The sequence below is a fragment of the Sphingomonas sp. DMC6 genome, from assembly GCF_056314225.1.
The window spans coordinates 643,934-669,130 of sequence record NZ_JBQUYT010000003.1; the positions used below are offsets into that span (position 1 = coordinate 643,934).

Sequence of the window (25,197 nt, forward strand, 5' to 3'; positions counted from 1 at the left end):
CCGCCCGCGTTGATGGGCGAAACCATGCTGCCTTGCAACACGCGAGATGTGCGGAGGCGCGTCAGCCGAGCAGCGCGAGCGCCTCGTCGAGCGTGCACAGCCCCTCAACGCCGCGCGCCTTGCAGCCGGGAATCGGCAGCACGCGGTCATAGGGGCCGGCCATGTCGAGCGGGGCGGCGCTCCGCAGCTGTTCCAGTGTCTGCGCGCGGTAGCGGACACGGACATAGGTGGCGCCGGCCTTGTCGCGCAGCCGCTCGAGGATCAGCGCGCCGCCCGGGGCAGGATCGTCGGCGGCGAAGCCCGGCACTTGCCAGTGCACGTCGAGCAGGCCACCGAGATTGGCCACTTGCGTGTCGTGACCGGAAATCAGCGTGACCCGCGGCCCCTGATCGCCCAGGCCCATGCGGACGATGGGGGCGAGGCCGGCGAAATTGGCGGCGGCGACAGGGCGGGGCCGGGCAAGCAGCCGGAACTCCAGCGCATGGAGCGCCGACAGGCGCGTGACGTCGGCAGCGGTCGCACGGCCCCAGCCGACCTGCTGCATCGGTTTCCCCTCGGCATATTCGAGCAGCAGCACCTGGGCCGCGGTCGAGCCGCGATCGAGCGCGCCCGACAATTTGGGGCGCTTGTCCGGGCGTGCCGGTACCAACCCGGTCGGCGTGGCGGAGATGCCGCAGCCGCTGCGCGCGACGCCGCACAAGATGGCGTCGAGCCGGGCGAGCAGCGGACGGTTCTGCGCATCGAGCGTCGCGGTGCCGCCGGGGCCCACCGCTTCCGCCACGGCGGCATCCGCCGCTGCCGGATCGAGCGGCGCCTTGCCCGATTCGATCGCGGAGAATCGGGCGTCGGGCTCGTCCTGCGGACGATGGTCGATCGCCGGCATGCAGCCGGGCAGTGCTGCCCCCGCCCATGCCTTGGCGGTTTCGATCGTGCGCTGGTCGCTGTCCGCGACGATCCGCAGCATGTCTGCCGTGGGACAGGCCTGCGCCGGCAGCAGGCCGAGGCGGCGCCAGTTGCTGCCGTCGACGCTACCCAGCCGCGCCACCGCCTGCGCGCCGTGCGGCGTCAGCCAGCCGGGCTGAACCGGCCAGTCGGGCCAGCGCTCGGGGGTGACTTCCACCGGCATGGCCGGCGCTTTGGTCGGCGGCCGGACGCCGTGGCGCATCACCACCACGACGCGGTCGACCACCAGCGGATCGGACGGGGCCCTGGCGGACTGTGCCGCCGCGCTGCCAGCGCCGGCCAGCAGCGCTACTGCCGCCAGCCCCAGTCCGATCCTGCGCATAGTCTCTCCTTACTTGTCGTTGGTTCAGAAGTGGATCTGCACGCCGCCGCGCAGCTGCTGGCCATAATGTTCGCGTTCGATCAGCAGATTCTTCGACCCGATATAGCGGCGCCACGGGGCGTCGTTGAGGTTGATCGCATCGCCGAACAGCGTGAACTGCGGCGTGACCTGGTAGCTCAGATGCACGTCGAGCTGGCCGTTGCCGTCGGTATATTGATCGGTCGCGGCACTGCCGCCCAGCGTGTCCATATAGGACGAGCGATAATTGAATGCCACGCGCGCGCTAAGGCCATATTTCTCGAAGAAGATCTGCGCGTTGCCGACATTCTTCGACTGGAAGGCGAGCGGGATATCGCCGGCGCGAACCGCGCTCGCGCTGGCATGGCCCCAGACATGGGTGAAGTTGGCCGACACGCCGAAGCCGCTGAGCAGCCCGGGCAGGAAGGTAAACTGCACCTGCACATTGCCTTCAACGCCGGTCAGCGTCTCGGAATCGGCGTTCACCAGCTGGGTGACGTTCGCTACCGGATAGGTGATACCCGCCGCCGTGAAGTTGGTCTGACGCGAGCCGCTGCTGTAGATCGGGTTGTCGATGTCCTTGTGGAACACGCCGGCCGACAGGATTGCGCCCGGCGCCGGATAATATTCCACCGTCGCATCGTAATTCACTGCGCGATACGGCTTCAGACCCGGATTGCCGAGCGAGATCGCTGCGGCGGCGGGGTCGCTGGTGTCGACGACAACATAGGGCGCCAGATTCGAATAGTTCGGCCGGCCGATCGAGGTCGTCACTGCGCCGCGCAGCAGCAGATTGTGGCCCAGATCCAGCTTGGCGTTCACGCCCGGGAAGAAGTCCGTGTAGCTGTTGTGGCCGAAGCTGTTATAGCCATCGTTGACGGTGGAATTGGCGTTGACGACCTTCGCCTTCACATCGTCTTCGGTATGTTCGACGCGCACGCCCGGCAGGACAGTGAGGCCGCCGAATTTCAGCGACGCCATCACATAGCCGGCCGTGATCTTTTCATGCACGTCCGAATCGTTCGACAGCGTGTCGCTGATCGTCGAGCTGGTGTTCAGCTTCGCAACCGACGGGTTGGCGTTGAAATAGGCCAGCGCGTTGTCATAGTTGATCCGCTCGCCGAACGCGAACATGCCGTCATAGAAGCTGGTGTTGCGGATGCTCGCGACGGTGCTGTCCAGCGTCCATTTGGTGGTGCCGGTGCCGTAATTCTGCTTGTTCTGGTCGTTGAACTTGTCGCGGCTCAGATATTTGGCGCCGACCTTGATGCTCGAATCGTCGCCGATCGCAATGGGATGGCTGTAATCGACGCGGCCCTGCCACAGTTCTTCATAGGTGAAGCGCCGGTCGAAATTGACCTTGCTGAAGGTGAACAGCGAGGGCGTGGTGAACGCCGCCGTGGCCGGCGTCAGCGTATAGGGGTAGGTCGAGGGGTCGTAATTGACCGTCAGCCCGCCCTTGGCCGTGGTGAAGGTGAATTCGCTGCGCAGCGGATCGCGCTTTTCGGCGCGGGTCCAGTTGCCCGACATTTCCAGCGTGCCGCCGGCGATGTCGCGGAATTCGCCGCCCAGCGTGACCGACTTGGTGTTGTCGTCCTCGTTGCGGTTGCGCACCAGGATGGTGCCGGTCGCCTTGTAGGGCGCCGTGAAGGTAGTGAGCGCCAGCCGGTTCTGGTCGCGGATCTCGTGATCCTTGAACTGCGAATAGCTGGAACGCAGGTACAGCTTCACCGTGTCGCTCGGGTGCCAGTCGAGATTGCCGACCACGCCCAGCCGGGTGCGGGTAAGGTTATAGTCGCGCAGGCCGTTGCCGTCCGGAACGCCTGCGGCATTCCAGTTGCTCGAGCCCTGATAGTTCTCGCTGCGGATCGGTCGTTCCGAATAATTGACCGAGAGGACCGCGCCGAACTGCTGCTCCTTGCCGAAGCGGCCGCCAACCGTGCCGTCGAGTTCGTACGGCACCTTGTGGTTGAGCGAGTACCAGCCCTGCGCAGCGCGCGCGTCGAGGAAGAAGGGCTTCGCGCTATCGAATGCGGTGCGGGTGCGGATCGCCACTTCACCGGCAATGGCGTTGGCGTCCTGGCTCGGCAGCAGCGACTTGGTGATGGCAACCGACTGGATCATCGCCGAGGGAAGATCGTCCAGCTTCACCTGGCGGCTGCCGGGCTCGGGCGCCGGCAGCGTCTGGCCGTTCAGCGTGACGTTGAGCAGCGCGGGGTCGATACCGCGCACGATGGCGTAGCGGCCCTCGCCCTGATCGTTGGCGACCGACAGGCCGGGCAGGCGCTTGATCGCTTCGGCGACATTCTGGTCGGGCAGCTTGCCCACATCATTGGCGTGCAGCGTCTCGATCACATTGTCGGCGCTGCGCTTTTCCGCCACCGCCTCACGCTGCGAGGCGCGAAAGCCGGTCACGACCACTTCCTGCGGCGCGTCCTGGGGCTTTGCCTCGGTGGCTTCGTTGCGCGATGATTCGGCGGGACGGTCCTGGGCGACGATGACATAGCTGTTCGGCCCGGCGGCGCGCGCCACCAGCCCGGTACGCGCCAGCATCTGGTTCAGCGCATCGGCCACGCGCAGCTTGCCCGACACGGCATTGGTGCGGCGCCCGCCGCCCACGCTGCCGGCAACGATGATCTGCACGCCGCCCTGATGCGCGAACAGCCGCACCGCGCCGGTCACTTCCTGCGCCGGAATGTTGAAATGCTGCACCTGGGCCAGCGCAGGCTGCGCCAGCGTGGTCATCGCCACGACAGCCGTCGCGCCAAGCCAGCGATTTTTCCGTCCCATGATATTCCACCCCCAAAGCGCCGGAATGGCGCGGTCCTCGATCGCTCGACGAGGGCGGCGGGGTTTTCCTTACGGCCGATTCATCTTTTTTAGTGCCGGGCAATAACGATCCCGTCGTCGCCGATCCGCGCGGAGGCGGCGGTACCCATTGCGGCGGCCTGGGCGAAGCCGGCGGGATCGTCGATGCGGAACACGCCGTAGAGCTTCTCGCCGGCCAGTCCCGCGCCCGCCAGCGTGATCTGCAGCCGGTTGTGGCGGTTGAGTTCGGCCACGGCCTCTCCCAGCGTCTCGCCGTCCAGTTCCAGCCGGCCATTGGTCCAGCCTAGTGCGCGGTCGATTGCGGTGGCGTCGATCTGTTCCACCGGCGCTGCGGCCGTCTTCGCACTGGCATCGATGGCGAAATGCGCGCGCTGGCCGGCGGCGAGGCGGGTCGTGCGTCCGCCGCTGCGCACCTCGACCATCCCCTGCGACACCAGCACATCGACAGTGCCCGCATCGCGGTCGGTCGCGACCTGAAAGACGGTGCCGAGATCGGTGATGGTCACATCGCCCACGATGACGCGAAAGGGCGCCGCGGCATCGTGCCGCACGCGGAACAGCGCCTTGCCGTCTTCCAGCGTCACTTCCCGTCGGGCATTGTCGACCTTCGCCACCAGCGCGCTGCGCGCGTCGACCGCCAGCGACGATCCGTCGTGCAGCGCGACCGAGCGTACCTCGCCGATATCGGTATGGATGCGCTGGCCGCCGGGCAGCAGCAGCGCCGCCGCTGCCAGCGATGCCGCCAGCGCAGCCCCGCCGCCGATGGCCCAGCGGGGCCAGTGCCGGGGCCGCCGTTCCTCCGCTTCCGCCGCCGCCGGCGCTTGCGGCACGGCGCCGCCCAGCATTACCAGCGTGGCCTGTGCGCGCAGCAGGGCGCCGCGGTGCGACGGGTCCGCAGCCAGCCATTGTTCAAGGCCGGGGTGGCGGGAAGCGGGCGCTGCGTCGATGCGGGCTGCCCAGGCGGCAGCCTCGTCTTCAAGCCGGGATGCGGTAGTGCCGCGGTTCGCCAACGCCCTTTTCGTCCTTCTCGATCCGTTCCGTCCGCAGCGCACGCTGGATCGTCCGGAGTGCCTTTTGCACGTCGTTTTCGACGACGCTTTCACTTACCCCGAGCCGCTGCGCAATCTCTCTTTGCGGCAACCCCTCGATACGTTTGAGCGTGAAGATGGTGCGGCAGCGTTCGGGCAGATCGGCCAGCAGCCGCTCGACCAGCCGAATCTGCTCGCGCGCCGCCACGGCGGCCTCCACGCCCAGTTCTTCTGCCTCGACGAACAGATGGGCACTTTCCGTAACCGCCTCGAAGCGAATAATTTGTGCGCGGCGCAGCTGGTCGCGCCACAGATTCTTCACCAGCTGCATGAAATAGGCGCCCGGCCGGTCGACATGCGTTACGCTTTCCAGCGCGGCGAGCCGGCAATAGCCTTCCTGAATCAGGTCGTCGGCATCGGCATCGGACACGCCCGCGCGGCGCAGCGCGGCGCGGACATAGGGCTCCTGCGGCACGACATGGGCCGCCACCCAGCGGATGATTTCGGGCGAAGCTGCAAGCACCGACATGCCTTTCCGGACCCGTCGGCTAGGCGATGGATGCGTAAAGCTCGTGACAGCGGCGTTACAGATCCGGCAACATTTGGTCGGCCTCGCCCCAGCCGCGGAGTGCGCGGCCGGCGGCGCGGTCGAGCAACGTGGCGGCGTCGCGGATCGAAAAGGCACGCGGGCTCTCGATGTCGCGCAGCTCAGTCCAGGTGACGGGCGCCGCCACCGGCGCCCCTTCGCGGGCGCGGGCGACATAGGGCAGCACCGCCGTCGCGCCGCGCTGGTTGCGCAGATAGTCGATGAAGATGCGTCCCTTGCGGCTGGCCTTCTTGAGGTTGGCAGTGAACCGCTCGGGCTCGGCCTGGGCGAGTGCGCGGGCAAAGCGCTCGGCAAAGCTGCGCACCGCCGGCCATTCGGCGCGCGGCACCAGCGGCACGATCACATGCACCCCCTTGCCGCCCGAAAGCATCGGCCAGCTGGTCAGCCCCATCTCGGCCAACTGGTCCTTCAGATGCTCGGCCGCCTTCTTGACCGCGGCGAAGTCGAGCCCTTCGTCGGGATCGAGGTCGAACACCATGCGGTCGGGCTTTTCGATGTCGACTACGCGCGCGCCCCAGCCATGAAACTCGATCGTGCCCATCTGGACGCAGGCGAGCATGCCGTCGACATCCGACACGTAAAGATAGGGTTCGACCGACCCGTCCTTTTCGCGGACGTCGACATGGTGGACCTGTTCGCCAAAGCTGCTCGCGTCGTGCTTCTGGAAAAAACATTGCCGCGCGCGCCCTTGCGGACAGCGGACTAGACTGACGGGCCGGTCGGCCAGCCAGGGCAGGGCGATGGGCGCTACCGCAGCGTAATAATCGGCCAGGTCGCCCTTGGTCAGGTTCGATTCGGGGAAGATTACCCGGCTGCGGTTGCTGATCTTGATGGTGGAGGCAGCGGCTTCGGGCAGTTTGGCGGGCATCTCCGCCACTACGGCGCTGGCGGGCTTGTCCTCGCGCAGGCCCAGAAAGCTTGCATGGCGGACCACCTTTTCCGCGGTGAATTCGGCAAAGGCGATTTCCGCGACCAGTTCGGGCTTCACCCAATGCGCGCCGCGTGCTTCGGCGCGGGGCACCTTCGCTGTAGGGGTATCGGTGGCAAGCGCATCCATCCGTTCGCGCAGCGCCAGCAGCGTCTCGGTGCTGAAGCCGGTGCCGACCTTGCCGGCATAGACCAGCCCCTCCGGTCCGTTCAGTCCCAGCAGCAGCGACTTGAACCCGCGGCCTCTGGCGCTGGAGGCGGTCCAGCCCAGGATCACGAATTCCTGTCGCTGGGTGCATTTGGTTTTCAGCCAGGCTTTGGTGCGGGCGCCGCGATAGGGCGCATCGGCGCGCTTCGACACGACGCCCTCCAGCCCTTCGCGGCACATGGCGTCGAACAGCTTTTCGCCATTACCGACGACATGATCCGAATAGCGGATCGGATCGTCCGCGCCGTCGAGCAGCGCGCGGAGCCGCTCCTTGCGCTCGATCTGGGGCAGCGCCGTCAGATCCTCGCCGCCTTCCGAGAGAAGGTCGAAGGCGAAACAGGTCAGCCCGTCGCCGCCGGCTGACAGCGCCGCCTGGAGGGCCGAGAAATCGGGCTTGCCGTTCTGCATCGCGACGATCTCGCCATCGATCAGCGCACTTGGCGGTAGGGTGGCGGCGGCTTCGGCGATGCCGGGAAACCGGTCGGTCCAGTCGAGTCCGGAGCGCGTATAGATACGCGCGCGCCCTGCGCCGGTGGCGATCAGCGCGCGATAACCGTCATATTTGATTTCGTGGAGCCACTGGTTGTCGGCGGGGACGCTGTCGACCAGCGTGGCGAGTTGGGGCTGGTGAAACGGCGGGGCCTTCGATCCTTTCGCACCGCCTCGCGCCTTCGCTCCCCTCCCGCTTGCGGGAGGGGCTGGGGGAGGGACTGATGTGGAAGAAGCGCTGCTCGGTTCCAGCCCCTCCCCCGACCCCTCCCGCAAGCGGGAGGGGAGTGCAGGCGGCCTTCCCTCCGCAATTTCCTGCATCGTCCGGCCGGTCTGCACGCTGGTCAGCCCGTTTTCCACCAGCGCATCGGTAGCCCCGGCAAAATCGTCGTCGAGCTTGCGCAGCAGCCAGTTCTCGACCTTTTCCTTGCCGCGCGGCTTCAGCCTGATCAGCAGCCATTCGCCCTGCATCCGTTGGCCATGCAGCACGAAATGGAGATGGCCTTTTTCCAGATCCTTCGCGCTTTTGCCCGCAACCGGCGCCCAGCTTCCGGTGTCCCACAGCATCACCGTGCCGCCGCCATATTGGCCCTGGGGGATCGTCCCTTCGAAATCGGCATAGGATAAAGGGTGGTCCTCGGTGCGCACCGCCAGCCGCTTTTCGGCCGGGTCCAGACTGGGGCCGCGCGTTACGGCCCAGCTTTTCAGCACGCCGTCCACCTCCAGCCGAAAGTCCCAGTGCAGCCGGGTCGCATCATGCTTCTGCACGAGAAAGCGGCTGCCGCCGCCCTTCGCCACCGTGCCCACGGGTTCGGCGGTCTTCGCGAAATCGCGCCTGGCGTTGTAGCGGGCGAGGCGGTCGGTTTCAGGCACGTTTCTTCGCCGGTCTCTTCGCCTGCACCTTTTTCGCTGCCGGTCCGGCCTTTAGTGCCGCCGCACTGTCCGATCCCAGCGACTTCTTCAGCGCCGCCATCAGGTCGACCACATTCGATCCGCGGCTTTCGCCCTTGTCCGGGTCTTCCAGTATCTTCGCGCCCTTGGCCTTTTTCTTCCGCTCGATCAGATCGCGCAGCGCGTCGACATAGCGGTCATGGAAACTCTGCGGATTGAATTTGCCCGCCTTTTTCTCGATCAACGTCTGGGCGAGTTCGAGCAGCTCGCTGTCGGGCTCGCTGTCCGGAATATCGCGGAAATAGCCCTGCGCTTTCTGCACCTCATCGGCGTAGCGCAGCGTTTCGAGGATCATGCCGCGCCCGCAGGGTTTCAGGCTTACGACATATTCGCGGCCGCGCATCGCAAGCTGGCCCAGCCCCACCTTGCGCGCGCGCCGCAGCGCCTCGCGCAGCACGATGAACGCTTCTTCCGCCAGGTCGTCGGCGGGCACCACGAAATAGGGGCGCTCATAATAGAGCACGTCGATCGCGTCGGCGTCGACGAACTGGGTGAGCTCGAGCGTCTTCTTCGATTCGAGCTTCACTGCATCGATTTCGTCCTGTTCGAGCAGGACATATTCGCCCTTCTCCACCTCATAACCCTTGACGATCTCGTCGGGTTCGACCGCGCCGATGCCGGGGGCGACCTTCTCATAGTGGATCCGCTGGCCGCTTGGTTCGTGGATCTGGTGGAACGCGATCTGCGCGCCGGACTTGGTGGCGGTGTAGATCTCGACGGGAATCGAAACCAGCGCCAGCCGTATCTGTCCCTGCCAATAGGCGCGCGCGGCCATGCGGATGTCTCCTCGTTGCAGGCCCGATTCAATTCGCCAAGGGTCGCGCTTGTTCCGCCCATCGCAACGGCGGCAATTTGGCTGTAGAGGCACACCCATGAGCACCGACCCCTTCGCGCTGTTCCACGACTGGTATGTCGAGGCGCGCGCCACCGAACCCAACGATTCCAATGCGATGGCGCTGGCCACGGCGGACTCGCAGGGCAAGCCCTCGGTGCGGATGGTGCTGCTGAAGGGCTATGACGAGCGCGGCTTCGTCTTCTACACCAACCGCGAGAGCCGCAAGGCCGGCGACCTTGCCGCCAACCCGCAGGTCGCCTTGCTGTTCCACTGGAAGTCGCTGCGCCGCCAGATCCGCATCGAAGGGCCGATCGGCTTTGTCAGCGACGCCGAGTCCGACGCCTATTTCGCCAGCCGCAGCCGCGATTCGCAGCTCGGCGCCTGGGCATCGGACCAGTCGCGTCCGCTCGATGCCCGCGCGACGTTCGAGGCACGTTACGAGCAAGTGCGCGCCCGGTTCGAGGGGCAGCCGGTGCCGCGCCCGCCGCATTGGGGCGGCTATCGCGTAACGCCCGAGCGTATCGAATTCTGGCTGGACCGCGAACATCGCCTGCACGAGCGCCGCGTCTTCACCCGCCTGGGTGAGGGCTGGCAGGAAGGCATGCTCTTCCCGTGAGCAACCTTGCCCGTCGCGCCGCGATCGCCAGTGTCAGCAGCGCCCTCTTCCTCGGCGCGATCAAGGGGTATGCCGCCGTCAAGACCGGTTCGGTCGCGGTGCTGGCGAGCCTGGCGGATTCGGGGCTAGACCTGATCGCCTCGCTGGTCACGCTGGGCGGCGTGCACTGGGCGGCACAGCCGGCGGATGACGAACATCGCTTCGGCCATGGCAAGGCGGAGGCGCTGGCGGCGCTGTTCCAGGTGGCGATCATCGCGATTTCCGGCTTCGCTATCCTGCTGCGCGCGATCCAGCGGCTGGTGCAAAGCGAGACGAGCGCGCACCCCGCCGATGGCATCGCCGTGTCGGTGATCGCGATCGTCGTGACGCTGGCGCTTACCCGCTATCAGCGCTCGGTGATCCGCCGCACCAATTCGATCGCGATCACCACCGACAGCATCCATTACAGCTCGGACCTCTATCTCAACGCGGCGGTGATCGGCGCGCTGGTGTGCGAAAGCTATCTCGGCCTCGCGGGGGCCGATCCGCTGTTCGGCATCGCGATTGCTCTGTGGCTGCTGTGGGGCGCGTGGCGTGCCTCGGTCGCGGCGATCGACCAGCTGATGGACCGGGAATGGCCCGAGGAGCAGCGCCGCCGCTTCGTCGAGATCGCCGCTACCCATCCCGAACTGAAGAGCCTGCACGACCTGCGCACCCGCACCAGCGGGCACCGCGATTTCGTGCAGTTCCATGTCAGCATGCGGCCGACCATGACGATCGCCGAAGCGCATGACGTGGTCGAACGGCTCGAGGCGGCGCTGGGAGAGGCGTTTCCGGGGACCGAAATCCTGATTCATGTCGATCCGGACGGCCATGTCGACGACCCCGACAATCACCGGGCGGAAGCGAATCTGCTAGAGGAAAGCGCCCCCCAAACCGTCGCACCGTAACAATAGGGCGTGACACCCCCTATCTTTGGCGCATCGTTGCTGAGGAGACGCACGCTTGCACGCCCCCGCTGCACCTGCCGCCACGCCGTTCCGGCTGGGTCGCGGCCTTACGCTGGCCATGGCCGCCGCTGCCGGCATCGCCGTCGCCAATATCTATTACAACCAGCCGCTGCTCGGCATCATCGAGCGCGATCTGCCCGGCGCGGCCACCGGGCTGGTGCCGACCGCCACGCAGCTGGGCTATGCCGCCGGGCTGTTCCTGCTCGTGCCGCTGGGCGACCTGCACGAGCGCAAGCGGCTGATCGTACTGCAATTCCTGATACTCGCCGCCGCGCTGGTGGCGGCTGCGCTGGCGCCGGGTGCCGGGATGCTGATCGCCGCGTCGCTGCTCGTGGGGGCCGCCGCGAGCGTCGCGCAGCAGGTGGTGCCGCTGGCCGCCCATCTCGCCGATCCCGACCGGCGCGGGGCGACGGTCGGCACGGTGATGGCGGGGCTTCTCTGTGGCATTCTGCTCAGTCGCACGCTGTCGGGCTTTGTCGGCACCCATGCCGGCTGGCGGGCGATGTTCTGGCTGGGTGTGCCGCTCGCGCTTGGCACGGCGGCGCTGATGGCGTGGCGCCTGCCGCGCAGCCATCCGGAGGCGCAGATCGGCTATGGCGCGTTGCTCCGCTCGCTCGGGCATCTCTGGCGCGCCTTCGGGGAATTGCGGCTGGCCGCGATCACCCAGGCCTTGCTGTTCGCAGGGTTCAGCGCTTTCTGGACGATCCTGGCGCTGTACCTCCAGTCGCCGCGGTTCGGACTGGGCGCCGATGTCGCCGGACTGTTCGGGGTGGTCGGCGCCGCCGGCATCCTTGCGGCGCCGATCGCCGGGCGCGTGGCCGACCGGCGCGGGCCGCATCGGGTGGTGCTGTTCGGTACGCTGCTCGCCGCGGGGAGCTGGTCGATCTTCGGCCTGTGGGGCAATATCGCCGGCCTGCTGATCGGCGTGATCCTGCTCGATTTCGCGGTGCAGAGCGCGCTCGTTTCGAACCAGCACATCGTCTACGCACTCCGGCCCGAGGCGCGGGCGCGGATCAACACCGTGCTGATGGGATCGATGTTTCTGGGCGGCGCCGCCGGATCGGCTGCGGCCACGCTCGTTTGGGGAGCGGCCGGTTGGGCCGGCGTCGCGTCGTTGGGAGGCGGCTGTTCGGCCCTTGCCGCGCTGTTGCAGCTATGGGGTCACGCAAAACGCTGAGGTCCGGCGGCGGGGAACGGCCCATCTGCCCCGCTGGTTGGAAGCTGCGGAGAGGAGCGCCGGTATCAGTCCTCGTCCTGCGTGGTGGCGTTCGGGTTGGGGCCGCCATGATAGTCGATATGCGACTGCCCGCCATGGCCCATGAAATGACCTGGCCCTTCCTTGCGTGCCTTGTCCGGATAGGGGTTGGGATAGGCACCGCCCTCACTCTCTCCGGCGCTGCGGCCATGGCTATCTGCGTCGGATACACCATCGGGCGCGCCCTTCTTGCCGTCGCCGCCGGCGGCCTGCATCTTCTCCGTCTCGGCCATGCCAAACTCCTGTATTTGCTGTTCTTAGTCCTGCGAGGTGAACGAAGCGCGGCGTGGCTCCGTTCCGCACCGATACCGGGTCATCGACGCGGCCGAAGGGTGCCGGTCGCAACATCCATGTTGAGGATCGCGGAACGAGCGGCGTTCCTGCGCGAGTCGCGGCCGCACAATCACCTGCATTACCGACGAAAAGAAATCATCACCGCCGGCACTCTGAAACAACCAAGTAATTCAGCCGCTTAACCCTGAACAACCGGCAAATCAGGAGATGGCGCGATGTTCATGCACAACAAGCGGCTGCAATATACCGTGCGGGTGGCGGAGCCGAACCCGGCGCTCGGTTCGCTGATGCTCGAGCAGTTTGGCGGCCCCGATGGCGAACTGGCGGCGGCGATGCGCTATTTCACGCAAGGGCTGGCCGAGGACGATCCGGGCCGCAAGGACATGCTGCTCGACATTGCCACCGAGGAACTGAGTCATCTGGAAGTGATCGGCTCGATCGTCGCGATGCTCAACAAGGGCGTGAAGGGGCATTTGAGCGAAGGCGATCTGGAGGAGGCCGATCTCTACCTGTCGCTCAACCAGGGCGGTAACAGCCATACCCAGGCGCTGCTCTATGGTGGCGGCCCCTCGCTCACCAACTCTTCGGGCGTGCCATGGACCGCTGCCTATATCGACAGCCGCGGCGATCCCACCTGCGACCTGCGTTCGAACATCGCCGCGGAGAGCCGGGCAAAGATCGTCTATGAGCGCCTCATCAACATCACCGACGATCCCGGCATCAAGGATGCGCTGGGTTTCCTGATGACACGGGAGATTGCGCACCAGAAGTCGTTCGAAAAGGCGCTCTATTCGATCGAGGATAATTTCCCGCCGGGCAAGCTGCCGGGGATGCCGCAATATGCCAGCACCTATGTGAACACGTCGCAGGGCGAAGGCGATATGCGCGGGCCATGGAACGAAGGCGAGGAATGGGAGCGGATCGACGATCTGACCGAAACGCTGCCCGCCGATGGCGGCGACGGCACCCCCAGTGTCGAGCTGAGCGGCGCCGACCGCATGGCGCTTACACAGCTTGCGGACCGTACCAAGTCCGATCCGTCGGCCAATCCGACGACCGGTGCCGATCTTGGCGCGGGCCCGGGTGCGGGAAAGACCAAGCAGCTTTCCGAAAGCCTCTGATTCGTCGCGTGCCCGGTCGGTTGAGCCCGGCCGGGCGCTGGGCGGCGCCTCAGGCGGAAAAAGCCGGCACTGCCTCTTCGGGCCAATAGAGCCGCATGGGATTGGCGACGAGCAGCTTGTGCTGCAGTTCTGCCGTCGGGGCGATGCGCGGGATCATGTCGACCAGCGCGCCGTCGTCGGGGATTGCATCCTGCATGTTCGGGTGCGGCCAGTCGGTGCCCCACAGCACGCGGTCCGGATAGTCGGCGACCAGCGGCGCGACGGCGGCGGCAAAGTCGTCCCAGGGCGGGCCCTTGGCGTCGAGCCGGTCGGGGCAGGTGACTTTCGTCCAGATATCGTCGCGGCTGTCGAGCAGCGCGCGGAACGCCCGCATGTCCGGCCCCTCCGGCCCCTGCGCCACGTCCGGCCGGCCCATATGGTCGATCACCAGCAGCGTCGGGATCGCGTCGAGGAAGGGACGCAGCTCGGCGAGGATGTCGGCCTCGAAATAGACCACCACATGCCAGCCGAGCGGCTGGATGCGGCGGGCAACTTCGAGGAACTTGTCCTTCGGCGCGTCGTCGACCAGGCGCTTGAGGAAGTTGAAGCGCACGCCGCGCATCCCGCCTTTGTGCAGCGCTTCCAGCTCGGCATCGCTGATCGCGGGGTCGACCACCGCGACGCCGCGCGCCTTGCCGTTCGATTTCGCGATACCGTTCAGCGTCGCGGCATTGTCGGTGCCGTGGCAGCTCGCCTGGACGATGACGTTGCGGGCAAACCCCAGCTTGTCCCGGAGCGCGAAGAGTATTTCCGGCCCGGCATCCTCGGGCAGATACTTGGCCTTGGCGCTGAACGGGAATTCGGCCATCGGGCCGAAGACATGGCAGTGCGCATCGACCGCGCCCGGCGGCGGGGTGAAGCGGGGTGTGCTGGGATCGGCGTGCCAGCTCGTGATGCGGCTCATGCGAAAACCTCTCCGTCCATCAGCTTGCGCGCAGTGCGCAGCATCGCCGCGCTGGTGACAGCGCCATTTTCATCAAGTTCCATCACGCAGGTCGTCTCGCCGGTCGGGTGCTCCACCGACAGCGTCTTGCGCCTTCCTTTCGGAATGGCCGCGACTTCGGCCGCGGGCGATCCGGGGAGCAGGCAGGCCGTCGCGACGCTCACCGCGCCGAGCACGCCGATAGAAGCGTGCGCGCGATGCGGGATGAAGCTGCGCACCGTCACAGCGCCGCCGTTCCGGGGTGGCGCGACGAGCATCATCTTGGGCACGGACTTTTCGCGCACATCGCCCAGGTTCATCCGCTCGCCAACCGCCAGCCGGATCGCCTCGATACGCGCCTTGAGCGCGGTGTCGGCGTCCAGCGTATCGCGATCCTCATAGCCGGTGATGCCGACGTCCGCCGCCTTCATCACCACGCACGGCATGCCGTTGTCGATCAGCGTGACGGGCACGCCCTCGACCATATCGACGGCGTTGCCGGTGGGGAGCAGCGCGCCGCAGGAGGAGCCGGCGGTGTCGCGGAATTCGAGCGGAATTGGCGCGGCGGTCCCCGGTACACCGTCGATCCGCGCATCGCCCGCATAGGTGACTTGGCCGCCGGGGGTCTGCACCGTGGCGACGGCGCGCTGGCCCGTGTTGACCAGATATACGCGGACGCGCGTCTCGCCGTCCTGCGCCGCGACCAGTCCGCGTTCGATCGCGAAGGGGCCGATGCCGGCAAGAATGTTGCCGCAATTCTGCGCGTCGGAGACGATGGCCTGATCGACGAACACCTGCAGGAACAGATAGTCGACATCGGCGCCTTCGCGAGTCGACTTGGCGACCACCGCCACCTTGCAGGTCAGCGGATCGGCGCCGCCCATGCCGTCAATCTGGCGCGGATCGGGCGAGCCCATGATGCGCAGCAGAAAGGCGTCGCGCGCGGCGGTGTCCTCGGGCAGATCCTCGGCAAGGAAGAACGCACCCTTCGATGTGCCGCCGCGCATCCACATCACACGGGCGGAGCTCGGCTCAGACATATTTCAGCCCCATCTCGGCAAGCTTCGGGCGCATATTATAGATGTCGAGGCCGAGTTCCCCCGCCGCCAGCCGCTTGCGCTTGGCTTCCTCGGCTGCCTCGCGCGCCTGCGCCTTTTCGAGCACGGCGGCGGCATCGGCGCGAGGCACCACGCAGACGCCGTCGTCATCCGCGACGATCACGTCGCCCGGGTTCACCAGCGCATTGGCGCACACCACCGGGACATTGACCGAGCCGAGCGTCGCCTTGATCGTGCCTTGCGCATGCACTGCCTTGGGCCAGACCGGGAAGCCCATCGCCGTCAGGTCGCGCACGTCGCGCACGCCAGCATCGATGATCAGCCCCCGGCAGCCGCGCGCCTGCGCCGAGGTGGCGAGCAGGTCGCCGAAATAACCGTCGGTGCACGGGCTGGTCGGCGCCAGCACCAGGATGTCGCCATCGCGTAACTGCTCGATCGCGACATGGACCATCCAGTTGTCGCCCGGCGGGGCGGAGATGGTGACGGCGCTGCCGGCGATCCGCGCGCCGGCATAGATGGGCCGCATGTGCGGGGCGAGCAGGCCGGTCCGGCCCTGCGCTTCGTGCACGGTGGCGACGCCGGCATGGGCGAGGCCGTCGATCACCGCAGGATCGGCGCGTTCGATATTCTGGACGACGATGCCCGACATGGCAGCTCCTCTGTGCAATTTTGCCCGTCGAGGTGCGCGCGCGCATGCCGGCCGGCCAATCGGAAGGATGGCAAGGCCATTAGTTTTTGCTAATCCTGCGCCGTGCAGGTCGACCAGCTCAATATCCGCCACCTCGCCGCTATGGCTGCTGCGGTGCGGCTGGGCAGCGTCAGCCGCGCGGCCGATGCGGTCCACCTCACTCAGCCGGCGGTAACGCAGGGAATCGCGAAGCTGGAGGGGCAGCTGGGCCTTGCCCTGTTCGAGCGGCGCGCCACCGGCATCGAGCCGACCCCCGCCGCCTTGCGGCTGGTGCCGCGCGTCGAGGCGGCGCTGCGGCTGATCGGCAGCAACCGGGTGACCGCGGCACAACTCCGCGCGTTCGTCGCGCTGGCGCAACAGGGCAGCTATCCGGCGGCGGCACAGGTCGCCGGGTTGACGGTGTCGTCGCTCCACCGCGCGGTCGGCGATCTTGGGCTCGCGCTGGGGCAGCGGCTGGTCGACCGGCGCGGGCGCGGGCTGGTGTTGACGCATCAGGGTGCGCAGATGGCGCGGCGGCTGCGGTTGGCGCTGGCCGAACTGCGCGCCGGGGTGGAGGATCTGGGCGAGCTGCTCGGCCGCACCTCCGGCCGAATCTCGATCGGCGCGATGCCGCTCTGCCGCGCCCGGCTGCTGCCGCACGCGATCCATAGCTTTCGCCAGGCGCACGCCGGCATCGACATATTGATCCACGAAGGCGCGCATGGCGAGCTGGTCGGCCCCTTGCGCGATGGTGAAATCGACCTGATGATCGGCGCGCTGCGCGATCCCGACACGCTCGGCGCTGATCTGGTGCAGCTGCGGCTGTTCGACGACCGGCCGACCATCTTCGGGCGGACGGGCCACCCGCTGGCGGCGGAGACAGACCGGCTCGCGGCGTTGCATCGCTATGGCTGGATCGTTCCACCGGAGGGCACGCCGCTGCGGACCCTGTGGCGCAACCTGTTCGATGCTATCGGCGGGCCGCTGCCGCCGGTGCCGATCGAATGCGGGTCGGTCATCACCATTCGCGAACTGCTCCAGGCGGGGGACGAGCTGACCCTGCTCTCGGTCGACCAGCTTTCGGTAGAGCTGGCGGCCGGCATTGTCGTCGATCTGGGGCCGGCGTCCGGCGCAGTGACGCGTACCATCGGCGTCACCCATCGCGCCGACTGGCGACCGACGCGCGCCCAGTCGGGGTTCCTGCAGGTGCTGCAGGCCTCGGCGACGCAGCTCTATACGTAAAAACTTATAGCGGCCGGGCGGATTCGATTGGCCGCGCCCTCCCGGCCGCGCCATGTCGCACCCATGCAAGACAGGATCGCCCTGATTGGCTTTGGAGAGGCTGGATCGACCTTCGCCCGCGCAGGCGGATGGGAAGCGGCATGCGTGTTCGATCGCAAGACGGACATCGCCGACAGTCGGGCGGCGATGCGCGAGCGTTATGCGGAGGCCGGCCTCACCGGCGCCGCGACGCTGGCCGAGGCGCTGGCCGGCCGCTCGCTGGTCCTGTCGCTCGTCACCGCCGACCAGGCGCTCGCCGCGGCAGAAGCTGCCGCCCCGCATCTCGCGGTTGGCGCGCTCTATTGCGACGGCAACAGCGTAGCGTCGCAGACCAAGCAGGCCGCCGCCCGCGCGGTGGAGGCGGCGGGCGCCCATTATATCGACCTCGCCATCCTCGCGCCCGTCGATCCCGCCCGGCTCGCCGTACCGCTCCTGCTCAGCGGCGCACGCGCCGAAGCCGCCGCGACGGCGCTGGCCCAGCTGGGCTTCCAGAATATCAGCATCGCCGGCGATGCCGTCGGCCGCGCCTCGTCGATCAAGATGATCCGATCGGTAATGGTGAAGGGCATCGAGGCGCTGACCGCCGAATGCGTGCTCGCGGCCGAAGCCGCGGGCGTACGCGACGAAGTGCTCGCCTCGCTCGACGCCAGCGAGCGCCCGCGCCCCTGGGAGGCGCGCGCGGACTATAATTTCGACCGCATGATGATCCACGGGCTGCGCCGCGCGGCCGAGATGGAGGAAGTGGTCAAGACGCTGGAGGCGCTGGGCACCGGCGCCGCCATGACCCGCGGCACCGTGATCCGCCAGCGCGCGATCGGCACGCTCGGGCTCGGCACTCCGCCCGAGGGCCTCGCGCCCAAGCTCGCCGCGATCGAGGAGAGGATGCAATCCCAATGACGATGATCATCGACTGCCACGGTCATTACACCGTGCTCCCCAAGGGGCATGATGCCTGGCGCGAGGCGCAGAAGGCTGCCTTCAAGGCGGGCGAAACGCCGCCGCCCTATCCCGAGATAAGCGACGACGAGATTCGCGAGACGATCGAGGCGAACCAGTTGCGCCTCATCAAGGAACGCGGCGCCGACCTGACGATCTTCTCGCCCCGCGCTTCGGCCATGGCGCCGCATATCGGCGACGAGACGGTCGCGAAGGAATGGGCGCGGCGCTGCAACGACCTGATCGGTCGCGTCGTCGACCTGTTCCCCGAAACCTTTGTCGGCGTGTGCATGCTGCCGCAGAGCCCCAAGGCCGATATGCAGGGCTCGATCGAGGAGCTGGCGCGCTGCGTCACCGAGCTTGGCTTCATCGGCTGCAACCTCAATCCCGATCCGGGCGGCGGCCATTTTACCCATCCGCCGCTCACCGACCGCTACTGGTACCCCTTCTACGAGAAGATGGTCGAGCTGGACGTGCCGGCGATGATCCACGTCTCGGGCAGCTGCAACCCGGCGATGCACGCGACCGGCGGCTATTACATCGCCGCCGACACGGTGGCGTTCATGCAACTGCTCGAAGGCGATCTGTTCAAGGACTTCCCGACGCTGCGCTTCATCATTCCGCATGGCGGCGGCGCGGTGCCCTATCATTGGGGGCGCTATCGCGGGCTGGCGGACATGCTGAAAAAGCCGTCGCTCGACACGCATCTGATGCACAACATCTTCTTCGATACCTGCGTCTATCACCAGCCGGGCATCAACCTGCTGGCCGATGTGATCGACAACAAGAACATCCTGTTCGGCTCCGAAATGGTCGGTGCGGTGCGCGGCATCGATCCCACCACCGGCCATTATTTCGACGATACCAAGCGCTATGTCGACGCGCTGGATATCAGCGATGCCGAACGCCACGCGATCTTCGAGGGCAATGCCCGCCGCGTCTTCCCGCGGCTCGACGCCAAGCTGAAAGCGAGGGGGCTATGACCACCGACATCCACGAATATCTGGCCGAGCTGGAGGATATTCCCGGCACCCGCGTCTACACGGCGGCACGGGCGCGGCGCGGTTACTGGATGAACCAGTTCGCGATGAGCCTGATGACAGCGGAAAACCGCGAGCGCTTCAAGGCCGACGAGCGCGCCTATCTCGACGCATGGCCGCTCAGCGAGGAACAGAAGCAGGCGCTGCTCGACCGCGATTACAATCGCTGCCTCGATCTGGGCGGCAACATCTATTTCCTCGCCAAGCTCTTCTCGACCGACGGCTTCAGCTTTCTGCAGGCGGTGGGCACCATGACGGGGATGAGCCCGCAGGACTATCAGGCGATGATGATCGCCGGCGGCCGTTCGCCGGAGGGCGTCCGCTCGATCCGGGAGAAACGCTGATGGCCCGCATTACCGCCGGCGTGGCGACCAGCCACGTTCCCGCCGTGGGGGCGGCGATCGACCTCGGCAAGACCGCGGAGCCTTATTGGCAGCCGGTGTTCGCTGGCTATGACTGGTCCAAGCAGTGGATCGCGGGCGAGAAGCCCGACGTGGTGATCCTGGTCTATAACGACCATGCCTCGGCGTTCGACATGCGGGTGATCCCCACCTTCGCGATCGGTTGTGCCGAGCGCTACGGCATCTGCGACGAGGGTTGGGGGCCGCGCCCGGTGCCCGACGTGATCGGCCATCCCGATCTTGCCTGGCACATCGCGCAGAGCTGCATCCTCGACGAGTTCGACATGACGATCGTCAACGACATGCAGGTCGATCACGGCCTTACCGTGCCGATGAGCCTGATGTTCGGCCAGCCCGAGGCATGGCCGGTGCAGGTCGTGCCGCTGGCGGTCAACGTCGTCACCTATCCGCCGCCCTCGGGCAATCGCTGCTGGCTGCTCGGCGAGGCGATCGCGCGGGCCGTGGCAAGCTATCCCGAGGACCTCAACGTGCAGGTCTGGGGCACCGGCGGCATGAGCCACCAGCTCCAGGGTCCGCGCGCCGGGCTGATCAACGCCGCATGGGACAATCGCTTCCTCGATCTGATGAGCGGTCCCAATGGCGACGCACTGCGCGCCATCCCGCATATCGAATATCTGCGCGAGACCGGCTCCGAAGGGATCGAGATGGTGATGTGGCTGATCATGCGCGGCGCGCTGGGGCGCGACGTGCGGGCGCTGCACCGCCATTACCATGTTCCCGCTTCCAACACTGCGGTCGGGCATCTCGTGCTCGAACCCGTCCGCTGATCCAGACTTTCTAGGGAGAACATCATGCGTATTGCCCTGGCCGGCGCCGGCGCGTTCGGCGAAAAGCATCTCGACGGCTTGCAGAAGATTGACGGGGTGGAGATCACCTCGATCATCAGCCGCACCGCCGAACAGGCCGCCGCCGTCGCAGCGAAGTACGGCGCCAAGCACCACTCGACCGAACTGGCCGACGCGCTGGCCCGCGACGATGTCGACGCGGTAATCCTCTGCACCCCCACCCAGATGCATGCGCAGCAGGCGATCGCCTGCATGGATGCCGGCAAGCATGTCCAGGTCGAGATCCCCCTGGCGGACAGCTGGGCGGATTCGCAGGCGGTGCTCGCGAAGCAGCAGGAGACCGGGCTGGTCTGCATGGTCGGCCACACCCGCCGCTTCAACCCGAGCCACCAATGGGTCCATAACCGCATCACCGCAGGGGAGCTCGCCGTCCAGCAGATGGACGTGCAGACCTATTTCTTCCGCCGCAAGAACATCAACGCCAAGGGCCAGCCGCGCAGCTGGACCGACCATCTGCTGTGGCACCACGCCGCGCACACGGTGGACCTGTTCGCCTATCAGGCTGGCAAGATCGTGCAGGCGCATGCGGTGCAGGGGCCGATCCACCCCGAACTCGGCATCGCGATGGACATGTCGATCCAGCTGAAGAGCGAGAGCGGGGCGATCTGCACCCTGTCGCTCAGCTTCAACAATGACGGGCCGCTCGGCACCTTCTTCCGCTATATCTGCGACAACGGCACCTATATCGCCCGCTACGACGATCTGGTGAACGGCAAGGAAGAGCCGATCGACGTGAGCAAGGTCGATGTGTCGATGAACGGCATCGAACTGCAGGACCGCGAGTTCATCGCGGCCATTCGGGAGGGCCGCGATCCGAACAGCTCGGTGGCGAAGGTGTTCGACTGCTACCGCGTGCTCGGCGAGCTGGAGAGCCAGCTGGCGGGGTGAGGCCGCGGAAGGCGTCACCCTCACCCTTCCGCCGCTTCGCGGCTCCCTCCCTCTCCCAAAGGGAGAGGGAGCGCTCACCCCTCTCCCTTTGGGAGAGGGAGGGGCCCATCGCGTCAGCGATGGGAGGGTGAGGGTGGCCGTGATTTGCCCGCTCCCGCCCGAAACGCCCGCGGCGACACCCCCACATGCCGCGTGAAGAAGCGGGAGAAATAGGCGGGGTCTTCGAACCCCACCGCATCGGCAATCTGCCCCACCGACAGTCCCGAATAGAGCAGTAGCCGCCGTGCCTCGAGCAGCGCGCGGCCGTCGAGCATCGCCGTCGGGCTCGTCCCTGCCACCCGCGAACAGACGAGCCGCAACGCGGTAACGCTTACGCCCAGCGCTCGGGCATGAAGGCTCACCGGCTCGCGAAGGCGGAAGCGATCCTCGATCCGCGCGCGCAGCCGGGCGACAATTTCCGCCTCGCGTCGGCTACCTGATCCGGCCGCCGTTGCCGGCCGGGCATGACGCAGGCTGCGCACCAGGATCGCGAGCAACGCCGCTTCCACCGCCGCGCGCTGGCCAGGGGCGGCCCAGTTCAGCTCGCGCTGCACCTCCGACAGCAAGGTGGCGACCGTATTGCCATCTTCCCCCGTCAGCGCCAACGCGCGCGGGCGACGGAACAGCGCCTCCAGCGCAGCGTCGCGCATCGCCAGCTGGGCAAAATAGACGTCGGCAATCGTGCAGACCCAGCCGCGCGATTCGCGGTGCCAGCTAAAGCCATGGACAATCCCTGCCGGCACCAGCAGCAGCGCCGGCGCATCGAACGCGACCGTTTCCGCCTCCGCCGTCATCGAGCCGCCGCCTTCGGCGATCAGGATCACATGGTGGAGGTCGCGGTGGAGGTGCGGGCGGATCGTCCATTCGCTGGGGCGCGAGCGATCGTCGAGGCTCTCGACATGGACAAAGCCTTCGGTGACGCCGCGCTGCGGCTCGCCATAGAGGTAAAAGGCGGGGACGGGGCTGCGCTCGCGCATCGGACAAGCGTGGCACGAGCGGGCGGATCGTCCAAGTAAAAGGTTGACCCATCCCTCACGGCGCGCGTGCCGCTGCGCCAGCATGCTGCGCAACAACGTGGATTGGAGAGGCGATATGCGGACTCAGGTTGCGATCATCGGTGCGGGGCCGGCTGGGCTGTTGCTCGGCCATTTGCTGCGGGCCGAAGGGATCGCGGTGGTGGTGGTCGAGCGCGCCACGCCCGATTATGTGCTCGCCCGGATCCGCGCCGGCGTGCTCGAACGCACCGCGACGATGCTGATGGAGCGCGTCGGCGTCGCCGACCGCATGCGCCGCGAGGGCCTGCCGCATGACGGCTTCGCGCTCGCCGACGGTGACCGGCTGATCCGCATTCCGGTGACCGAGCTCACCGGCCATCATGTGCTGGTCTATGGCCAGACTGAGCTGACCCGCGACCTGATGGACGCCGCGCCGGAACGCGGGCTGGAGGTGATCTATGCGGCCGCCGATGTCGCGCTGCACGATGTCGACGGCGATGCGCCCTACCTCACCTATACGAAGGACGGTCGTGCCGAGCGGATCGACGCCGACTTTATCTGCGGGTGCGACGGCTTCCACGGCCCCTCGCGCAAGGCGATCCCGGCCAGCGTCGGCACCGCGTTCGAGAAGGTCTATCCGTTCGGCTGGCTCGGCATCCTCGCCGATGTGCCGCCCTGCGATCATGAGCTGATCTACGCTAATCACGATCGCGGCTTCGCGCTCGCCTCGATGCGTTCGGCGACGCGCAGCCGCTATTACATCCAGGTGCCGCTCGACGAGAAGCTCGAGGACTGGCCCGACGACCGGCTGTGGGACGAGCTGGCGGTGCGGCTCGGGCCGGAGGCGGCGGCGAACCTGACGCGCGGGCCGGCGATCGAGAAGTCGATCGCGCCGCTGCGCTCCTTCGTGTTCGAGCCGATGCGGCATGGCCGGCTGCTGCTCGCCGGCGACAGCGCGCATATCGTGCCGCCCACCGGCGCCAAGGGGCTGAACCTTGCCGCTTCCGACGTACATTATCTGTCGGAGGCGCTGGTCCGCTACTTCAAGGCGCAGGACGGCGACGCGATCGGCGGATATTCGCAGCGCGCGCTCGCCCGGGTCTGGAAATCCGAGCGCTTCTCGTGGCAACTGACCAAACTGATGCATCGTTTCCCGGACAGCGATGCGTTCGATCGCCGGATGCAGCTGGCCGACCTGGACTATATCGCCACGTCGCGCGCGGCCCAGACGACGATCGCCGAAAACTATGTAGGATTGCCGCTCTGACCATGCCGATGCTCCCCACCCGCCAGATTGGCCCCTTCACCGTCTCGGCGATCGGGCTCGGTTGCATGAACCTCAGCCACGCCTATCTGCCGCGCCCCGACGCGGCAGCGGCGGAACGGCTGCTGCTCCATGCGCTGGATTCGGGCGTGACCTTCCTCGACACGGCTGCGCTCTACGGCTTCGGCGCGAACGAGGAGCTGCTGGGGCGGACGGTGATGCATCGCCGCGGCGAATTCACGCTGGCGAGCAAATGCGTGCTGGCGGAAATCGACGGCAAGCGCGGGCTGAACGGCTCGCCCGAGGCGATCGCCCGGGTGCTCGAGGATTCGCTGCGCAGGCTGCGCGTCGATCATATCGACCTCTATTATCTCCATCGGCTCGATCCCAACGTGCCGATCGAGGACTCGGTCGGCGCGCTCGCCCGTGCGGTGGAAGCGGGCAAGATCGGGGCGATCGGTCTGTCGGAAATGTCGGCAGCGACGCTGCGGCGGGCGCATGCAGCGCATCCGATCGCGGCGATGCAAACCGAATATTCGCCCTGGACGCGCAATCCCGAAATCGCGGTGCTCGATGCCTGTGCCGAGCTGGGGACGGGCTTTGTTGCCTTTTCGCCGGTCGGGCGCGGGATGCTGGCGGGAAGCGTGGGGCCGGAGGGCGTGCCGCAGGGCGACTTGCGCGCGGGGATGCCGCGCTTCCAGGGCGAGAATTTGACCCGCAATTTGGAACTGGCCGCCCGCTTCCGCGAGCTTGCCGAGGATGCCGGCTGCACCATGGCACAGCTCTGCATCACCTGGCTGCTCTCCCGCCGCGAGTTCGTGGTGCCGATTCCCGGCACGACGCGGGTCGAGCATCTCGATGAGCTGCTCGGTATGTTCGAGCGCGCGGTTTCGGCCGACTTGCTGGGGCGAATTGACGCGCTGATGCCCCCGAATGCAGCCGTCGGTCCGCGCTACGCGCGCGAAGCGCAGGCACAGGTGGATACCGAGGTGTGGGACAACGAGTCGCTCGCTTGAGGCAGATGTCGCGCCCCCCGCTTCCCGCACGGGGGGAGGGGGCAGATCATCCCTCTTTTGCTGTTAGCGATGACGGGGGCCGCATATACGCGCATCATCTGCTCGGCACGACCGGCATCGCAGGCGTGGATGACTTCGAATAGGGTGCGGTGCTGCCATTGGCGCCGCGATACACGCCGTCCGGACTTCCCAGTCGAAGCCATTGCGACTCCTCCATGGGCTAGGGTCAGGGCCCATTGATGTGAGAGGCGCGATGTGATTCATATGTGGACGCCCCCTTGGCAAGGGCATTTTGTCGAGACGGTTTTGATCGGTTGCTTTCATATGTCCGGC

Annotated in this window: 23 protein-coding genes; 12 read left to right on the forward strand and 11 right to left on the reverse strand. The window is 67.0% G+C overall.

What is annotated here, in order from left to right; all coding sequences use genetic code 11:
• Positions 1–61: 61 nt before the first annotated feature.
• The 6 genes from ACT53M_RS10475 to ku all read right to left on the reverse strand — a co-directional run bounded on the left by ACT53M_RS10475 (position 62) and on the right by ku (position 9,117).
• The gene (locus ACT53M_RS10475; protein WP_476233188.1) at positions 62–1,285 is read right to left on the reverse strand and encodes a histidine-type phosphatase; all 1,224 of its coding nucleotides are present in this window, start codon (positions 1,283–1,285) and stop codon (positions 62–64) included.
• A gap of 24 nt (positions 1,286–1,309) precedes the next feature.
• Positions 1,310–4,093, reverse strand: coding sequence for a TonB-dependent receptor (locus tag ACT53M_RS10480; RefSeq protein WP_476233189.1), 2,784 nt, complete (start codon positions 4,091–4,093; stop codon positions 1,310–1,312).
• A gap of 89 nt (positions 4,094–4,182) precedes the next feature.
• Positions 4,183–5,142, reverse strand: coding sequence for a FecR family protein (locus tag ACT53M_RS10485; protein WP_476233190.1), 960 nt, complete (start codon positions 5,140–5,142; stop codon positions 4,183–4,185).
• A complete protein-coding gene (locus ACT53M_RS10490; RefSeq protein ID WP_476233191.1) occupies positions 5,108–5,689 on the reverse strand; it encodes an RNA polymerase sigma factor in 582 nt (193 codons plus the stop codon). The genes ACT53M_RS10485 and ACT53M_RS10490 overlap by 35 nt, the downstream gene beginning before the upstream one ends.
• A 55-nt stretch (positions 5,690–5,744) precedes the next feature.
• The gene (ligD, locus tag ACT53M_RS10495) at positions 5,745–8,264 is read right to left on the reverse strand and encodes a DNA ligase D (RefSeq protein ID WP_476233192.1); all 2,520 of its coding nucleotides are present in this window, start codon (positions 8,262–8,264) and stop codon (positions 5,745–5,747) included.
• Positions 8,257–9,117: a non-homologous end joining protein Ku gene (ku, locus tag ACT53M_RS10500; RefSeq protein ID WP_476233193.1), complete on the reverse strand. Its 861-nt coding sequence runs from the start codon at positions 9,115–9,117 to the stop codon at positions 8,257–8,259. The genes ligD and ku overlap by 8 nt, the downstream gene beginning before the upstream one ends.
• 97 nt (positions 9,118–9,214) lie before the next feature.
• On the opposite strand from ku, the gene pdxH reads away from it, so the two are divergent.
• From pdxH to ACT53M_RS10515, 3 genes are read left to right on the forward strand one after another with little or no spacing between them, the layout of a single operon-like run.
• The gene (gene pdxH, locus ACT53M_RS10505; RefSeq protein WP_476233194.1) at positions 9,215–9,793 is read left to right on the forward strand and encodes a pyridoxamine 5'-phosphate oxidase; all 579 of its coding nucleotides are present in this window, start codon (positions 9,215–9,217) and stop codon (positions 9,791–9,793) included.
• Positions 9,790–10,722, forward strand: coding sequence for a cation diffusion facilitator family transporter (locus ACT53M_RS10510; protein ID WP_476233195.1), 933 nt, complete (start codon positions 9,790–9,792; stop codon positions 10,720–10,722). Before pdxH ends, ACT53M_RS10510 begins: the two co-directional genes overlap by 4 nt.
• A 55-nt stretch (positions 10,723–10,777) precedes the next feature.
• Positions 10,778–11,959: an MFS transporter gene (locus ACT53M_RS10515; RefSeq protein WP_476233197.1), complete on the forward strand. Its 1,182-nt coding sequence runs from the start codon at positions 10,778–10,780 to the stop codon at positions 11,957–11,959.
• Positions 11,960–12,024: 65 nt separating this feature from the next.
• On the opposite strand, the gene ACT53M_RS10520 is transcribed toward ACT53M_RS10515, so the two are convergent.
• Complete coding sequence (locus tag ACT53M_RS10520) at positions 12,025–12,270, reverse strand: hypothetical protein (protein WP_476233198.1); 246 nt, start codon at positions 12,268–12,270, stop codon at positions 12,025–12,027.
• A gap of 276 nt (positions 12,271–12,546) precedes the next feature.
• On the opposite strand from ACT53M_RS10520, the gene ACT53M_RS10525 reads away from it, so the two are divergent.
• Positions 12,547–13,452, forward strand: coding sequence for a manganese catalase family protein (locus tag ACT53M_RS10525; RefSeq protein ID WP_476233201.1), 906 nt, complete (start codon positions 12,547–12,549; stop codon positions 13,450–13,452).
• Between the two features lie 49 nt (positions 13,453–13,501).
• Here ACT53M_RS10525 and ACT53M_RS10530 read toward each other — a convergent pair whose 3' ends face one another.
• The 3 genes from ACT53M_RS10530 to ligK are packed head-to-tail and all read right to left on the reverse strand — an operon-like array spanning position 13,502 to position 16,120.
• Entirely contained in the window at positions 13,502–14,395 is an 894-nt protein-coding gene (locus tag ACT53M_RS10530) for an amidohydrolase family protein (protein WP_476233204.1), read from the reverse strand.
• Positions 14,392–15,453 carry a 4-oxalomesaconate tautomerase gene (locus tag ACT53M_RS10535; RefSeq protein ID WP_476233205.1) on the reverse strand — a complete coding sequence of 354 codons (1,062 nt, stop codon included), beginning with the start codon at positions 15,451–15,453 and terminating at the stop codon, positions 14,392–14,394. Before ACT53M_RS10535 ends, ACT53M_RS10530 begins: the two co-directional genes overlap by 4 nt.
• On the reverse strand, positions 15,446–16,120 hold the full coding sequence (gene ligK / locus ACT53M_RS10540) for a 4-carboxy-4-hydroxy-2-oxoadipate aldolase/oxaloacetate decarboxylase (protein ID WP_476233207.1): 675 nt from the start codon (positions 16,118–16,120) through the stop codon (positions 15,446–15,448). Before ligK ends, ACT53M_RS10535 begins: the two co-directional genes overlap by 8 nt.
• A 102-nt stretch (positions 16,121–16,222) precedes the next feature.
• On the opposite strand from ligK, the gene ACT53M_RS10545 reads away from it, so the two are divergent.
• The 6 genes from ACT53M_RS10545 (at position 16,223) to ACT53M_RS10570 (ending at position 21,550) form a co-directional block, all read left to right on the forward strand.
• The gene (locus ACT53M_RS10545) at positions 16,223–17,380 is read left to right on the forward strand and encodes a LysR family transcriptional regulator (RefSeq protein ID WP_476233208.1); all 1,158 of its coding nucleotides are present in this window, start codon (positions 16,223–16,225) and stop codon (positions 17,378–17,380) included.
• Positions 17,381–17,443: 63 nt separating this feature from the next.
• Positions 17,444–18,316: a DUF1932 domain-containing protein gene (locus ACT53M_RS10550; protein WP_476233210.1), complete on the forward strand. Its 873-nt coding sequence runs from the start codon at positions 17,444–17,446 to the stop codon at positions 18,314–18,316.
• A complete protein-coding gene (locus ACT53M_RS10555) occupies positions 18,313–19,338 on the forward strand; it encodes an amidohydrolase family protein (RefSeq protein ID WP_476233212.1) in 1,026 nt (341 codons plus the stop codon). The genes ACT53M_RS10550 and ACT53M_RS10555 overlap by 4 nt, the downstream gene beginning before the upstream one ends.
• Complete coding sequence (gene ligA, locus ACT53M_RS10560; protein ID WP_476233214.1) at positions 19,335–19,739, forward strand: protocatechuate 4,5-dioxygenase subunit alpha; 405 nt, start codon at positions 19,335–19,337, stop codon at positions 19,737–19,739. The genes ACT53M_RS10555 and ligA overlap by 4 nt, the downstream gene beginning before the upstream one ends.
• Positions 19,739–20,584, forward strand: coding sequence for a class III extradiol dioxygenase subunit beta (locus ACT53M_RS10565; RefSeq protein ID WP_476233216.1), 846 nt, complete (start codon positions 19,739–19,741; stop codon positions 20,582–20,584). The genes ligA and ACT53M_RS10565 overlap by 1 nt, the downstream gene beginning before the upstream one ends.
• 24 nt (positions 20,585–20,608) lie before the next feature.
• On the forward strand, positions 20,609–21,550 hold the full coding sequence (locus ACT53M_RS10570; RefSeq protein WP_476229251.1) for a Gfo/Idh/MocA family oxidoreductase: 942 nt from the start codon (positions 20,609–20,611) through the stop codon (positions 21,548–21,550).
• Between the two features lie 113 nt (positions 21,551–21,663).
• On the opposite strand, the gene ACT53M_RS10575 is transcribed toward ACT53M_RS10570, so the two are convergent.
• Complete coding sequence (locus ACT53M_RS10575) at positions 21,664–22,566, reverse strand: helix-turn-helix domain-containing protein (protein ID WP_476233218.1); 903 nt, start codon at positions 22,564–22,566, stop codon at positions 21,664–21,666.
• A 115-nt stretch (positions 22,567–22,681) separates the two neighbouring features.
• On the opposite strand from ACT53M_RS10575, the gene pobA reads away from it, so the two are divergent.
• Together pobA and ACT53M_RS10585 are read left to right on the forward strand one after the other, a co-directional pair.
• Positions 22,682–23,851: a 4-hydroxybenzoate 3-monooxygenase gene (gene pobA / locus ACT53M_RS10580; protein ID WP_476233219.1), complete on the forward strand. Its 1,170-nt coding sequence runs from the start codon at positions 22,682–22,684 to the stop codon at positions 23,849–23,851.
• A gap of 2 nt (positions 23,852–23,853) precedes the next feature.
• On the forward strand, positions 23,854–24,864 hold the full coding sequence (locus tag ACT53M_RS10585) for an aldo/keto reductase (RefSeq protein WP_476233220.1): 1,011 nt from the start codon (positions 23,854–23,856) through the stop codon (positions 24,862–24,864).
• Positions 24,865–25,197 lie beyond the last annotated feature (333 nt).